The 15375-nt window shown below is 72.2% G+C and carries 8 protein-coding genes; 2 read left to right on the forward strand and 6 right to left on the reverse strand.

From position 1 onward, the window contains the following. Window positions 1–3: 3 nt before the first annotated feature. A complete protein-coding gene (locus tag AB0C27_RS24105; protein WP_357847629.1) occupies window positions 4–1377 on the reverse strand; it encodes a SagB family peptide dehydrogenase in 1374 nt (457 codons plus the stop codon). 41 nt (window positions 1378–1418) lie between these two features. Beyond that, a complete protein-coding gene (locus AB0C27_RS24110; protein ID WP_357847631.1) occupies window positions 1419–3722 on the reverse strand; it encodes a TOMM precursor leader peptide-binding protein in 2304 nt (767 codons plus the stop codon). Window positions 3723–4024: 302 nt separating this feature from the next. Here AB0C27_RS24110 and AB0C27_RS24115 point away from each other — a divergent pair, with 302 nt between their 5' ends. After that, on the forward strand, window positions 4025–6874 hold the full coding sequence (locus AB0C27_RS24115; RefSeq protein WP_357847633.1) for an AAA family ATPase: 2850 nt from the start codon (window positions 4025–4027) through the stop codon (window positions 6872–6874). 12 nt (window positions 6875–6886) lie between these two features. Here the strand turns inward: AB0C27_RS24115 and AB0C27_RS24120 are convergent, their stop codons facing one another. After that, on the reverse strand, window positions 6887–7999 hold the full coding sequence (locus AB0C27_RS24120) for an acetamidase/formamidase family protein (protein WP_357847635.1): 1113 nt from the start codon (window positions 7997–7999) through the stop codon (window positions 6887–6889). 182 nt (window positions 8000–8181) lie between these two features. After that, the gene (locus AB0C27_RS24125; RefSeq protein ID WP_357847637.1) at window positions 8182–10881 is read right to left on the reverse strand and encodes a cellulose binding domain-containing protein; all 2700 of its coding nucleotides are present in this window, start codon (window positions 10879–10881) and stop codon (window positions 8182–8184) included. 191 nt (window positions 10882–11072) lie between these two features. On the opposite strand from AB0C27_RS24125, the gene AB0C27_RS24130 reads away from it, so the two are divergent. After that, complete coding sequence (locus AB0C27_RS24130; protein ID WP_357847639.1) at window positions 11073–11843, forward strand: 3-oxoacyl-ACP reductase family protein; 771 nt, start codon at window positions 11073–11075, stop codon at window positions 11841–11843. Between the two features lie 6 nt (window positions 11844–11849). On the opposite strand, the gene AB0C27_RS24135 is transcribed toward AB0C27_RS24130, so the two are convergent. Further along, complete coding sequence (locus tag AB0C27_RS24135; RefSeq protein ID WP_357847641.1) at window positions 11850–12341, reverse strand: DoxX family membrane protein; 492 nt, start codon at window positions 12339–12341, stop codon at window positions 11850–11852. 150 nt (window positions 12342–12491) lie between these two features. Next, on the reverse strand, window positions 12492–15371 hold the full coding sequence (locus AB0C27_RS24140) for a glycoside hydrolase family 3 C-terminal domain-containing protein (protein WP_357847643.1): 2880 nt from the start codon (window positions 15369–15371) through the stop codon (window positions 12492–12494). Window positions 15372–15375: the final 4 nt, after the last annotated feature.

Here is a 15375-nt window from a genome sequence, read left to right on the forward strand (position 1 = left end):
GCCCTATCCCCGCCTGCTGCCGAGGACCAGCTCGCCCACGCTGCCCTCGCTCAGGTAGTCGAGGCCACTGGCGCGGGCGAAGTCGTCGGCGTCGCCGCCGCCGAGCCCGCACACGGCCAGGTTCATCGCGGTGCCGACCAGGTAGATCGTCTGGTAGAGCACGCCGACGTGCTTGAGCACCAGCGAGTACGCGATCGTCTCGTACTTCCACATCACCCGGCCGAAGCGGGCGGTGACGATCAGCAGCACCTGCGGGTCGTCCGCGAGCAGCGCCGCCGACCTGGCCCGCTGCACCAGCGTCCGCACCGCAGGGGACGGCTCCGACACCAGCTCAAGGGCGTGCCCGGCGGTGTCGTAGTGCCACAGCCCAGGATCGAGGCCGCGGCAGGAGACGACCAGGGGGTAGACCTCCAGCTCGTGCACCGAGCCGCCCGAGGGGTAGGGCCGGTCGGCCAGCCGCTGGCCGTCCGGCGAGTCGAAGGCCGCCCGCTGCCGCATCGATCGGTAGAGCAGCTCGCCGAGCTGGTCGAGGGTGATCGGCGCGTCCTGGTCGTGCTCGCGTACGGAGCGGCGGCGCTCCAGCGTCTCGGTCAGGCTCGGCCCAGGCGCGTCCAGGTCGGGGGCCGTCAGCTCGATCCGCTTGCCGCCGAAGGGCGCCGGGTTGACGGGCAGGGGCTCGAAGCGCTCCTTGAACGGGTACGTGCCGCCGTAGCGGCCGGCGATCCGCGAGCCTCTGCTGTGCGCGTGCAGCCACAGGTCGCGGGGCTGCCACTGGGCCAGGGCCAGGTCGCCGTCCTCGTCACCGTCCTCGGTGCCGGTGGTCAGCGCCCCGGCGGCGGCCAGGAAGCGCAGCACGTCGTCGGCGCCCAGCTCGGCCGGGGTGGTCCAGCCGGCCCGCGCGTCCAGCTCGGCGGGGGTGGTCCAGTCGGCGAGCGCGCCCAGCAGGCCGGCCGCCTCGGGCGCCAGCTCCACCACGGCGGGGCTGCGCGGGCCGCGTACGCTCAGCACGCCGTCCTCCGCCGTGACCACGGCGAACCGGGACAGTCTGAGCCGCGTGCCGGGGGCCGGCGGCGGGCCGGGCTCGACGGGTCCGGCGCCGATCGGGCGCAGCCTGGCCGCAGGCGTGCCGTACTCCAGCAGGCCGCCCTGGGCCAGGCGGCGCAGCAGCAGGTTCCAGCGCAGCAGCCCGGCCTCGCCCACCGTGGCCGCCAGCGCCGTGTCCGTCGCGTCACCGGCCGCCAGGACGCGCAGGGCGGCCACCATCCGGTCAGACGGGTTGCGCAGCCCCAGCGAACCGGCGGGCGAGGAGATGCGCACCTCGCCGTCCGCCTCGGTCAGCGTCGCCTCACGCCGCAGCCGCCGTTTCGTCTCACTCACGCCGGGTTCCTCCCTCGTTCACCGCACGTCCCCCGGGACCGTCAGAAGAAGACGCTGACGGGGTTGAGCTCGTCCTCCGCGCAGGGCCGCGGGATCCAGCCGAGCGTGACCGGCACGTCGTAGAGGCGGCCGGGGCCGAGCCGCCGCCAGAAGTGGCGCATGCCGGGCGCGATCACGCGGACGACGCTCAGCTCCAGGTCGGGCCGGCTCTGGTCGAGCACGACGACCTCGATCCCGGCCGCGGCGGCCCGGTTCACGCACGTCTCGACGTCCGCGGCCAGGTCGTCGCCGCTCGCGAGCGCGTGGTCGGCGAGCGTACGCGGCCGTTGCGCGGGATCGGGCACCAGCCAGGGCTGCTCGGCCAGCCTGGTCTCCTTCCACCAGGCGAGCGTGGCCACGTCGTCGTCCAGGTAGAGGGTGTTGCCCTGCTCGTCGCGCCGTTCCACCGAGGGCAGGAACTGGTTGACCTCGGTCAGCGTCCTGATGGCGGCGATGCGCGGATCCAGGTGCGCGCCGAAGCCGACGATGACGTCCTCCACCGGGTGGCCCATCCGGTGCGACACCCCCACGAACGCCGGGATGCCGAGGTCGGTGGTGATGTCGAGCAGCCAGATGTCGCGGTCCATGCCCTGGTAGAACTCGCGCACGGTGTCCACGTACGGGTCGCGCAGCGAGTCGAGGTCGAAGGCCGGCCGCCTGGCCCGGTTGTACCACCACAGCGCCACCGCGTCCCGCTCCACCAGCTCGCAGAAGCCCTGCAGGACGGCCTCCTCGATCGAGTTGCCCGAGGCGTTGCCGTTGGAGTCGCCCACGCAGTAGAAGTGGCGCTCCAGGTCGGGGTGGCCGTACCAGGCGTAGCCGGAGGGCACCAGCCGCTCGCGCCCCTCGGTCAGCGACCAGGCCGGCGACCAGTCGACGGGCAGGTCGGTGCGGAAGCGCTCGGGCACCAGGTGCAGGCGGTGCGCGGGGTCCTTGTTCCACTCGTCGCGGCCGGCGTACTGGCCGTCGGAGAAGTGCAGCAGGCTCTCCGGATGCACGGCCACGGCCGGGTCGAGGTCGGCGTAGGCGGCCTCGGTCACCGGCTCTTCGCCGCGCCACACGCCGGAGTAGCGCTCGATGGCCTCGCACAGGGCGCTCACCCTGGCCTGGATCTCGGTGCGGCCCTTGCCGCCGCTCTGCCCGCGCAGGTTGCGCCGCAGCAGATCCATGTTGTCGCCGATCATGGCGAAGTTGTGTCCTGCGGTGAAGCTGTAGGTGACGCCGTTGTCCTCTTCCGCGAACGTGTGCAACCTGGTCACCGCGCCGATGAGCGGGCTGATGTGCTTCTCCAGCCGGGCGTACGTGCGCGCGGGCGGCTCGATCCGGTAACCGCCGTCGGTGACGTGCCTGGCGTCGCGCGCCGACAACATCACCTTGGGGCTGCGCTCGCTGATCAGCGCCGGGTCCCCGCAGGCCCGGCACTGCGGCAGCCGGATGACGGTATGCTCCATCGTGCCGAGCGAGCGCAGGTCGACCGTGGTCATCCTGCCGTCGAGGCAGGATCGCGCGATCGAGCCGTCGTCCTGTCCTGCCGCGATCCTGGCCAGTTCCACCGCCAGCAGCCCGCCCGCCACCGAGGGTCCCGCGGGCACGGACTCGCGGGCCGGGTGGTACGGCATCCCGCCGCCGCGCTTGCCCGCCAGGTACCGCTCGACCTGCCGGTTCCCGGCCAGCCGCTGCGCCAGGCAGGCCCAGCAGCCGGTACGTCCTGGCCGCAGCACCGGGCCGACCCACAACGTGATCCCGGACGGCTTCACCAGCGCCCACGGGTGCTCGGCGGCCAGGTAGGCGGCGTTGAGCCGGTCGAGCGCGGGATCGAGGTAGTCGCCGGTGACGACGACCGTCAGCTCGCCCGCGGGGCCGGCGACCTCCTCCTCGACGGTCCTCGTCCGCACGCGCAGCCCGTGCTCGCGCAGTACTCCTTCGACCGTCCCAGCGCCGGCGTCAGCGTCCCCGCACGCGACGACGGTGAACTCGGCGCGCTCCAGCGCGGAACGGGCCCGGACGGGATCGATGCCCTGCGCGTCCCAGAAGGCCAGCGTGCCGTCCGGCCAATCGGGCCGCCCGTCGGCGAGCACCCCGAACGCGGCGAACTTGCGAATGGCGGTGAGCGTCCGGGTGAGCGGCAGCTCGCCGCTCAGCCCCGCGGCGATCTCGGCGACCGTGTGCCGCCCGTCGAGGTAGGGCAGGAGTTTGCCGGCCCCTTCCGCCTGAACGCGATAGTGCTGGCCGTCGGCCAGCAGGAAAACTTTCGACCCGTCGATCACTTGAGCGGTGAAATGTGCCTTGAGACGTGGGCGGTCCATGGCGCTCCCCGTATTGGGTCCCAAATTACTGCCGTCATTCGTGCTGGCGTTGATCGCAGAGTTGCATCGGGCCCGCCGCCGTGTAAAGACGTAATTCCGGCGTACGCATTAAGCCGTACGGCGGCGCTGAAATACGTATACGCGGGCCCGGGAATGCGCATTCACCCGGCCACGGGGCGGTTGTGAGATCTGACAAGGGATCGTCATAATTGTCCGATTTGTCCGTCAGCTATTGACAGCCGACCTGTCCTTGGCGGGATGATCCTTGTGACAGTCCAGGGGGCCAAGCTTTTGGAGTAGCGATGTCTTCCGGGCAGACGCTGCTACACCGTGACGTAGAACTAGCCGCTGTACGGGAAGTGCTGTCCAGGATCCGCTCGGCGAGTCCGTCCGTGCTGCTGATCCAGGGCGCACGCGGGATGGGCAAGACCACGCTGCTCAACGCGGCATTGTCGGCCCTGGCCGAGACGGGTGCGCTGCTGCTCATGGCCCGCGGCCACCCCGCCGAGCGCGAGCACCCCTTCGGCGTCATCCGGCAGCTGTTCGAGCCGCTCATGGCCGCCGGCCGCGCGCCTCCCACCGGCCTGACGCCGGACGAGGAGCGGAAGGACGCCGTCACCCCCGGCGTGCTGCACGGGCTCTACCGCGCCACCCGCGACTTCACCGGCGACCAGCCGCTGATCATCGCCGTCGACGACGTGCACCACGCCGATCAGCAGTCCGCGGAATGGTGCTCCTACATCGCCAGGCGGCTCGACGGCCTGCCCATCGCGATGATCCTGACCAGTGCCGACCCCGGCGAGTCCGGGGGGAACGACCTCGCCAGGGACCTGGCGGCGCTGCCGTACATGCGGCTGCTGCGGCCCGCGCCGCTGCCCCACCTGGCCGCCCGGCGGCTGCTCGCCGGCCAGCTCGGCACCGCCGAGCAGCAGGTCGACGCGGAGGTCGCGCTCGCCTGCCACCAGCTCACCCGGGGCAACCCCGCGCTGCTGCACGAGCTGGCGACCCGGCTGGCCAGGACCGGCGTGACCGCGACGCGCGGCGAGCTGCCCCGGGTGCTGGAGACGGGCGCGGCGGCGATGACCGAGACCGCGCTCGGCTGGCTGAGCGACAGCGACTCCGGCGCCGACGCGGCCGGGGTGGACCTGTTACGCGCGCTGGCCGTCGTGGCGCCCGACGACGGCCTGGAGCTGGCCGCCATGCTGGCCGGCCACGGCCAGGACGCGGCGCGGGTGGCCACGGCCCGGCTGCGCGCTCTCGGGCTGATCACGGGCTCGCCGCCCGGCCGCTTCCCGCACCCGGGCGTCCAGCAGGCCGTGCTGGCCGGCATGGACCCCGACGAACGCGACCGCCTGCACCGCCGTACCGCGGCGCTGCTGCACCGGCTCGGCGCGCCGCTGAGCAGCTCGGCCAGGCACCTGATGTCGGCGGGCCCGACCGGCGACCCGCTGACCGTGACCGTGCTGCGCGAGGCCGCGGAAGAGGCCGGCGGCAACCACTCCTGGCAGGACGCGACCGGCTACCTGCACCGCGCCCTGGCCGAGACCGACGACCGCGAGACGGTGCTGGAGGTCACCGCCGAGCTGGGCGCCGTCGAGAAACACCGCGACCTGCCCGCCTGCCTGCGGCACCTGCGCACGGTCTACGGCCGGGTCAAGCGGGCGCCGCAGGCGCTCATGTCGGTGACCCCGTTCGCCGACGTCCTGGTCACCGCGAACTCGGCGGAGGCGGGCGAGGTGCTGGCCGAGGCGGCGACCACCGCCGCCGCGATGCCGCAGTTCGCCGGCGCCGACCTGGCCCTGCTGTTCGCCGCCCAGGCGCTGCTGTGGGGCCGCTCGGCGGGGCAGATCGGGGTACGCCGGCTGGGCCGTTCGTTCGGCACGCTGCTCACCCCCGCCGCCAGGGAGTTCCTGAGCGCGCTCGCCCTGGCCACCGGCGTGCGTGGCCGCAACCTGCCGCGCATGCTCGCCCAGACCCGCCGCTGCATGGACGGCCAGGGCACGGTGCCGGTCACCGCGGTGCTGCCGCTCGTGTGGGGCGACCGCCTCGACGAGGCCTCCTACTGGGCGGAACGACTGGTCAGCGAGACCAGGGACGAGGGATCGAGCACCAGGCTGGCACTGGCGTTGTCGGCCAGGGCCGAGGTGCGTTACCAGCTCGGCAGCCTGGACGCGGCGCTGCGCGACGCCAACGACGCCATCGCCAGCGCCCGCGAGGTGCGGGCCGAGGGCTTCCACGCCGCCGCCACCGCCTGCGCCGTCAGGATCCTGGTCGAGCGGGGCGAGCTGGAGGCCGCCGAGAGCGCGCTCGGCTCGGTCAGGACGTACGGCGACTGGCACCCCCTCATCTCCGGCCACCTCCTGGACGCGCTCGGACGCGTGCACCTCTCCCACGGCCGGCCCCGCGACGGGCTGCTGACCCTGCTGGAGTGCGGGCGCCGCCTGACCGCCGCGGGCATCACGAACCCGGCCTGTGTGCCATGGGGCACCAACACGATCCTCGCCTACACCCTGTCAGGCGAACGCTCTGCCGCCCGCATGATGGCCGAGCGGGAGCTGGAGCTGGCACGGGCGTGGGGCGCGCCCACCACGATCGCCCGCGCGCTCAGCGCGGGCAGCGTCGCCTACGAGGGCGCCACCCGGCTCGACCTGCTGCACGAGGCGGTGGACCTGCTCGCCCACCGGGGCGCCAGGCTCGAACAGGCCAGGGCGATGCTCCGCCTCGGCATCGCGCAACGCCAGGCGGGCGACGCGGGCAAGGCGCACGAGACGCTGGCCATGGCGCTGCGGCTGGCCACCGACTGCGGCGCGGTCCGCCTGGCCGCGCTCGCCGACAAGCACCGGGCCGCCACCGCGCCGCGCCGTCCCGCCGCCCCGGCCGCCAACGGCCAGGACGGCCACCCGCTGACCGTCGGCGAACGCCGGGTCACCGACCTCGTGCTGCGCGGGATGAGCAACCTGGAGGTGGCCACCGTCCTGTCGATCAGCAAGCGCACCGTGGACACCCATCTGGCGCGGATCTACCGCAAGCTGGGCATCCACACGCGGGCCGAACTCGCGGTCATCCTCACCGGCCTCGCCGACCACGAGGCCCCACCGGCGGACGACCAGCCGGACGAGCCGGTGCCCGCCGGGCTGCTGGAGGAGCTCTGAACGCCACCGCGTTCAGTCCGTGAAGATGTCCTCCGGCAGGAACGCCGACACCAGGAAGCTGGGCACGTCCACGAGCTGGCTCACCTTGAGGTCCACCGCCACGCTGCAGATCGCGTACGCCTGCTGCGCGCTCCACCCCCTGTCCTCCAGGTGGTCGATCATCTCCAGCAGCGCGTTCCTGGCCGCCAGCGTCGCGTCCTCGGCCGACACCTCGCCGTCCCTGCTCACCGACATGCCGGTGGTGGCGTAGAACCGGCGCGGAGCCGCGTACGCCGGCGCCACCCAGTACTCCGACCGGGCGAACCTCGGCCCCCTGATGCCCTTCTCCGCCGCCTGCCCCTCGTGCACGGTGAACCGCACCCGCAGCGTCGCCCGCATCTCGATCGCGGTCCCGCACGCCTCGCAGTCGCCCTGCGCGAAGTGCGCGTCCCCGGCCGAGAACAGCCCGCCGGGCGTGTCCACCGGCAGGTAGAGCCGGGTGCCCGCGCCGAGCTGCTTGATGTCCACGTTGCCGCCCTGCTCCCTGGGCGGGATGGTGCGCAGCCCCGCGGCTCCGACGGGGGTGGCGGGGACGGCGCCGTCGGGCGAGGGCGGCAGCACGAACCCGCCGCGCGCCAGCGCCGCCTGCTCCCTCGTCGTGGTCCTGGCCAGCGACTCGTGGCCGGGCGCCAGCCCGATCGTGCCCATGAACGGCGCCGCCGGGATCCGCACCCCTGGCAGGTCGTCCGAGGCCGCCCACCCGTCGTCGAGCTCCCAGCGCACCATGAACGGCTCGGGGAAGACGTCACGCAGGAACCCGAAGCCGGGGACCTGGACGGTGTAGCCGTAGCGGTCCGGCGCGACCTCCAGGATCTCGATCTCCAGCAGGTCCCCAGGCCGCGCCCCCTCCACGTGGACGGGGCCGGTGAGCGGGTGGACGACGTCCAGGTCGGGTGCCTCGACGGTCTTCAGCGTGGCCTCGGGGCCCATCTGGCCGTCGAAGGCGTCCCTGGTCTCCAGGATCACCTCGTCGCCCGGCTCGCAGCGGACGATGGGCGGGATGTCCGGATGCCAGCGGTTGTGGCCGGTGCCGGGCTCGTCGCGGAGAGGGAGGTCGGGGTCGATGCGGATCTCGTGTACGGCCATGGCGGGCCCCCTCGGGTGAGGCGTGTGAGCGCCACGCTTCGCCGGCCCGCCGCCCCTGTCAAGACCTCATCAGCCGGTACGCCGCGTCCGCCGGCACGGACGGCGAGGCCCTGCGGCATCACCCAGACGGCGAGGGCCGCACGGGGTGTGGGTCCCGTGCGGCCCTCGGTGGTTTCCTGCGGTCAGGCCGGGGTGCAGGTGAGGGTGGTGGGCGGGGTGTTGGCGCTCGTGTAGGAGCCGTTGAGGCCGAACGACGTCGTCGCCCCGGCCGCCACGCCGCCGTTGTAGCCGGCGTTCGTGACCGTGACGCCGGTGCCCGTCTGGGCCGGGGTGCCGCCCCAGAGGTTGGTGATCCGCTGGTCTCCCGGCCAGGTCCAGGTCACCCGCCAGCCGGTGATCGGCGCGGCGCCGGTGTTCCTGACGGTGACGTTCGCCTGGAAGCCGCCGGGCCAGGAGTTGCCCGGCTGGTAAGTGGCCGCGCAACCGCTGCCGGTCGTGGGGGTGACCGTCGGAGTCACAGTCGGGGTCACAGTCGGGGTCACAGTCGGGGTCACGGTGGGGGTGACCGTGGGCGTGACGGTCGGCGTGGGGGTGACCGTCACGGGCGGGCCCGTGCGGTCGCCGTAGATGATGCCGCGCCCGTTCGTGCCCAGGTAGACCCGCCCGTACACGCGCGGATCCCCCGTCAGCGCCTCCCCCATGTTGCCCCATTGGTGCCGGTCGTCGTTGATGCGCACCCAGGCCGAGCCGCCCGTGTCCGACCGGTACAGGCCGGTGACGCCGTCGATCGTGGCCACCGCGTAGACCGCCGGGTACGTCGCGCCGGGCGCGGCCTTGCCGAAGCCGACGTTGACCGCGTTCGTGACGCCGGGCAGCTTGGCGAAGGAGGCGCCGCTGTCGGTCGAGTGCCAGATGCCGCCCTCGCCCGCGACCCACACGTCGCCCTCGACGCCGGCCACGGCCTTGACCCTGCCGCTCGCGGGCAGGCCGGTGGCGGAGGTGGCGGTGAAGGTGGCGCCGCCGTCGGTGCTGAGGTGGAGGCGTCCGCCACTGAGCCCGTAGAACTTACGCGGGTTGACCCGGTCCGACTCCACCACGGCCTCCGCCGGCAGGCCGGAAGCCTGCTGCCAGGAGTTGCCGTAGCCGACGGAGTAGACGGGGGCCACGCCCTTGGGCGCCCAGACGAAGCGGGAGCCGTCGGCCGCGGCGGCGACCGTGCCGCCCTCGTTGACGCCGCCGGGCTCGGTGCCCTGGAACCAGTTGGCGCCGCCGTCGGTGGAGAAGGCCACGTGGCTGTCGTTCGGGCGGTCGGCGTCGGTGAAGTTGCCCGCCCTGACCATGATCGAGGGCGCCCGCTCCGCGTAGTCGAGGCTGGTGGTGGAGGTGAAGACCGGTGAGGTGAACATCATCGGCGGTACGGCGTCCAGGTTCGTGTGACGGAACCCGCCGATGTCGCCCAGGCCGCTGACCAGGGGCGCGCCGCTGGGCGGGCTGACCAGGTCGAGCACCGCGGTCTCCTCCAGGCCCTTGGCCATCGGCCTGATCGTGAACTGCGCGCCGGCGTCCCACTGCGTCAGGTTCTCGGTGCCGTAGACGGTGGCGCCGGTGCCGTACATCATCCGGTCGGAATCGAAGGGGTCGATCTCCAGCGACTCGGTCATCCAGCCGAGCTTGGGGGCGACCTCGGGCGGCTGCGGGTTGGCGCCGAAGGTCAGCCAGGGGTTCTCGGAGATGTTCATCGTGTAGCGGAAGCTGCGGTTCGGGTACGACGTCCAGTCCCAGACCCGGGTCCAGGTGGCGCCGGAGTCCGTCGAGCGGAAGAAGATCACATCGGGCCACCAGGAGATCTGCGTGGCCACCATGATCGTGCCCGGATTCTGGCGGTCGACGGTCAGGCCGCTGTAACCGAAGTAGTCGTCGGCGCTGGAGGAGGGGATGGGGCTGATCTGGGTCCAGGTGCCGGTGGCGGTGGCGTAGCGCCATACGTCGCCCTTGGCGCCGTCGTACGGGCCGCCGGTGTCGCTCGTGGCGAGGTAGAGGTAGCCGTTGACGGTGTCGAGCACGCCCTTGTGCGCGATGTAGCCGGTGGGCTGACCGGCCAGCCGCGACCAGGTGGCGCCGCCGTCGGTGGTGCGGTAGACCGTGTTGTCCTTGTCCGCGACGCCCACATAGATGGTCCTGGTGGCGCTGCCCGGGGTGGACGAGCGCTTGTCGTAGGTCACCCAGACCACGCCGGGACGGTGGCTCAGGTAGCCGTTGGGGTCGCCCGGGTCCTGGGCGTAGTTGCCGGGGTTGGGAAAGCTCGTCACCTTCGACCAGGTCGCGCCGTAGTCGGTGCTGCGCCACAGGCCGTTGCCGTTGGGGGCGCCGAGGTAGAGGATCCGGTTGTCGTTCGGGTCGACCGACAGCGCCTCGCCCATGCCGCGGCCCGGCATGTTGCCGCCCAGCTTGAACGGCAGCGCCGTGACCTGCCAGGTGTCGCCCTTGTCCGTGGAGCGCAGGACGGCGCCGTTGTTCGGGTCCCAGCTGTTGGTGTACATGCCGACGGCCGCGTACACCCGGTTGGTCTGCACGGGGTCGGTGGCCAGGCTGATCACCCCGTTGTAGCCCCACTTGTCCCAGCCGGCCCAGTCGAGCAGCGGGGTCCATGACGTGCTGGACTGGTTCCACCGGTACGCGCCGCCGATGTCGGTGCGGGCGTAGACGAGGTTCCGCTCGGACGGGTTGAAGACGATGCCGGGCACGAAGCCCCCGCCGTCGATCCTGACGTTCTTGAACGCGTACGGATCCGAGGCGACCGCCGAGACCGGCGACATCCGGACGACCGCCGCCGCGATCAGCACGGCGACGGTCGTGAGCATGACGAATAATCTTCTTCGCATGCGCGGCTCTTCCTTTCCAGGCACGCCGGCAGGCGTCCCAAAGGCGTCAGCTGACCGCCATGCACGAGCAGAGTGCAGGACCCTGACCGTCGCCGCGCTACGCGCATGAGCTCACCAGCAGGCTCACACACGCGCGCACCCACGGTCAATAGTTTGGATAGACAACGAATTAAAGCCGCAAGGAGGCACGCATGACGACGTTCCCCGAATATCGCGTGGACGGGAAGATCGCCCTGGTCACGGGCGCGGCGCGAGGGCTGGGCCGGGCGATCTCCCTGGCCCTGGCGAACGCCGGCGCCGACGTCGCGCTCGGCTACCGGGACGCCGGGGCCGACGAAGGGCTGACCGACGAGGTCCGCGGTCTCGGCCGGGCCGCGCTGCCGCTGCAGATGGACATGACCGCGCCCGGCCAGATCGCCGATGCGGTGCGCGCGGTGGTGGAGCGGTTCGGCCGGATCGACATCCTGGTCAACAACGCCGGCATCGCGCCGGGCAACCCGGCCGAGGAGGTGACGGAGGACGACTTCGACCGGACGGTGCAGGTGAACCTGAAGGGCACGTTCCTGGCCAGCCAGGCGGCGGGGCGAGTGATGATCGAGCAGGGGTACGGGCGGATCGTGAACATCGGGTCACAGGCCGGCGAGGTAGCCCTGCCCGGCGAATCCGTCTATTGCATGACGAAGGCGGCCATCGCCCACCTGACCCGCTGCCTGGCCGTCGAATGGGGCCCGCACGGCGTCACGGTCAACAACGTCGCCCCCACGTTCATCCGCACCCCCGGCACCGCACCCGCCCTGTCGGACCCGGCGTTCGAGGCCGACGTGATCGAGCGGATCGCGGCGCTGCACCGCATCGGCGAGCCCATGGACGTCGCGGGGGCGGTGCTCTTCCTCGCCTCCCCCGCGGCGTCGCTGATCACGGGACACACGCTGGTCATCGACGGCGGCTGGACGGTCCGCTGACCCCGCTCACGCACTCACCTTCTCGGCCTGCCGGGCCACCGGGCGGGCAGCGGACGGACGCGCCGCCCACAGGGCGATCGCGATGTAGAGCACCTGCTCGGGGATGCGCTGCCAGAGCGGCGAGGAGACCACGAGATCGGCCTCGGCGGCGTGCACGTTCGCCGGCAGCAGCGCCACGAACAGCAGCGCGAGGCAGATCCCGGCGGCCCTGCGGGTGCGCCCGAGCACCAGCCCCGCCGCCCCGGCCAGCTCCAGCACACCGCTCAGATACACCATGAAGGCGGGGAACGGCACGAACGGCGGCACCATGGCCAGCATGTCGGCGTAGTTGGGCATGAAGGTCACGCCGGCCGGGACGAAGTGGGCGCTGGCGGTCATGACCAGCATGACGGCCAGGCCGTGGGCCGCGCTCACCCGCCACGTGCCGAACCGGCCCACGCCCAGCACTCCCAGCAGCCGGAACGCCAGCGTGGCGACCAGCAGAACGATCACGGTCATGAGACACCCCTCTTCTGGATAGCTGTGTTATCCAACTAATAGATAACACGGCTATCCAACAAGAGGCAAGTCCGCCGGGCGGCCACGACCATGCTCGCGGCCGCCCGGCGGAGTCCTCGTCAGGCGAGCTTCCTCGTCAGGGGAAGAGCCTCATCGGGCGAGTGCGAAGTCCCTGATCCGCAGGTCACCCCGGAACACCAGGTAGATGCTCCCGGCGCCGGCCCGCACGCTCGCGCTCGCCGTCCCGTACGTATAGATCGAGCCCGTGGCAGGCACCCGCACGGTCGCCAGCAGCGCACCGGTCGGCGAGCCCCGCCGCACCTCGAACGACCCGCCGTTCACCGAGGCCACCGCGGCCGTCAAGCGCGAGCCCCAGGAGGCCCCCGTGTACGCCACCCAGTCACCGGCCGAGCCCTCGACCACCTCGCCCCGCGCCTTGCTCTCGTCGGCGAAGGCGACGCTCGAATAGTCGTCGAAGTCCATCGCCCGCGTCGTCCTGGCCAGGTCGCGCACGGGCACGGTCTCACCGTTCACCCGCAGCGTGGTGCGCCGGCGGATCCGGTCGGAGGCGGAGCCCACGAGCACGTCGTGGGTGGCGTTCTCGACCACCCACCTGCCCCTGGTGTGATCCCAGACGGCCAGGTCCGACCGCTTCAGCGGGAAGGTGACCGTCCGCGTCTCCCCCGGGCCGAGCGTGATCCGCTGGAAGCCGCGCAGCCGCTTGACCGGCTGCGCGAAGCGGGAGTCGCGCTGGTGGGTGTAGAGCTGGACCACCTCGTCGCCCTTCACCTTGCCGGTGTTGGTGACCTTGACGCTCACCTGGTCGCCGTGCGCGCGCAGGCCCTGGTAGCCGAAGGAGGTGTAGCTCAGGCCGTGGCCGAAGGCGTAGAGCGGCTTGTCCTTTCCGTACAGGTACGTCATCCCGGTCTTGACCAGGTCGTAGTCCAGCAGGCTCGGCAGCTCGCCATCGGCGGGCCAGGTCTGGGTGAGCCGGCCGCCGGGGTTGACGTCGCCGAAGAGCACGTCGGCGACGGCGTGCCCGGTCTCCGCGCCCGCGTGCGTGGTCCACAGCAGGGTCGGGGCGTCCACGACGACCGGATAGCTGGTCTCCAGGACGACCACCGTGCGCGGGTTGGCCTTGCGCACGGCCTCGATCAGCCGCAGCTGGCCCGCGCCGAGCCGCAGGTCGGCGCGGTCGTGGAACTCGCGCCCCGCGACGAAGGGATGGCTGCCGACCACGACCACCGCGACCTCCGCCTCGGCCGCCCGCGCGGCGGCCTCGGCGACGCCGTCGGAGACGACCTCCTTGGCGAACTTCGCCGCCTGCGCCTTCGGGACCAGGCCGAGCGTGCCGTCGGTGACGCCCACGTACGCGTCGGGCAGGCCGAACCAGCCCTCGACCGTCTCGTATCCGGCATAACGGATCAGGTGGCTACCGTCGGCCTGCCGCTCCAGCGCGAACTGCTGGGAGACGTACCAGCCGTCGGGCTCGGCGTCGTCGGTGTCGAGCGAGCGCCAGTCGCCGCCCAGCAGCCGGCCGTTGCCCGCGTTGCGCAGCGTGGACACGCCGCCGGTCCAGTCGGTGAGGTCCCACTGCGAGGCGGCGCCGGGCGCGGTGTCGAGCAGGGCGGCGTTGTCGTCGGGCCCGGTGCCGGTCGCGGTGACGTACCGGCCGGAGTCGAGGTGCTTGAGCGCGACGCGCTCCAGCCCTTCGCCGGTGGTGACGGCGCCCACCCGCTCCTTGATCCCGTCTCGCGGCGTCACCTGGTACGGCAGCTGCCCCGAGTACCAGTCCCGGTACAGCCGGTCCGCCAGCGGCCCCACCACGGCGGCCGACTTCGGCCTGCCGAGGGGCAGCACACCGGAGTTCTTCAGCAGCACGGCCGCCTTGCCGGCGGTCTCCCGGTTGAGCCGCTGGTTGGCCGCACTGTTGATCACGTCCGCCGTGATCCGCGCGTACGGCCCGCCGTCCGGATCGAAGTGGCCCAGCCGGGTCCGGATGGACAGCACGTTGCGTACCGACTTGTCCACGTCGGCCACGGTGATGCGGCCCTGGTCGAGCGCGGCCTTGAGGTTGGTCAGCATCGGCCCGAGGTCGCTGCCGTCGATCGTGAAGCTGTCCAGCCCGGCCTTCAGCACGGCGGCGAACGCCTCGGGCTTGTCGTCGTAGTAGCGCTCCAGGTCGGTGAGCGCGTGCGGCCCCCACGCGTCGCTGGGGTTGTAGAGCGTCTTTTCGGTCCAGGTCCTGACCGCGTCGTTCAGGTCCGGGTTGACGTGGTTGGGCCGCCCGTTGACCAGGTTGTACGACGCCATCACCCCGGTCGCGGCGTCGGCCGAGATCGCCGCCTTGAAGGCCGGCTCGTAGTACTCGTGCTTGAGCTTGGGCGTCAGGTTGGAGGAGGTGAGGCTGCGGTCGGTCTCGTTGTTGTAGGCCAGGTAGTGCTTGAGCACGGGCGCGGTCTTCAGGTAGAAGGGGTCGTCACCCTGCAGCCCCTTGCCGTACGCGGTCGAGACGGCCCCGGTGAGCAGCGGATCCTCGGAGTAGCCCTCCTCGTTGCGCCCCGCGCGCGGGTCGCGCAGCAGGTCGACCACCGGCGCCCACACCTGCAACCCCCACAGGACGGGATCGACGGCGTTGTAGCCGCGCGTCTCGTCGCCCACGGCCGCGCCGACCTTCCTGATCAGCGCCGGGTCCCAGGTGCTGGCCAGCCCGACCGCCTGCGGGAAGACGGTGCCGGCGGCGAACTTCTGGTTCCAGTTGTCGTCGCGGTGGTTGGACCAGGCGACGCCGTGCAGCGCCTCGGTGCCGTTCTTGTGGTAGGCGATGCCGAGGCGCGGGATCGCCGGCTGCGACTGGTGCAGCAGGCTCAGCTTCTCGTCGAGGGTGAGCCGGCCGAGCAGGTCGGTGACGCGCTGGTCGAGCGGCAGGGCCGGGTTCTGGAACGGGTACGCCTGCGCGGCTTGAACGGCGGGCGCGACGAATAACGAGGCAGCGAGCGAAACAACCGCTAATAACGGGACTTTTCGCATCTTG

This window comes from Nonomuraea sp. NPDC048882, from assembly GCF_040649755.1.
In the GTDB taxonomy this organism is placed as follows: Bacteria; Actinomycetota; Actinomycetes; order Streptosporangiales; family Streptosporangiaceae; genus Nonomuraea; species Nonomuraea maheshkhaliensis.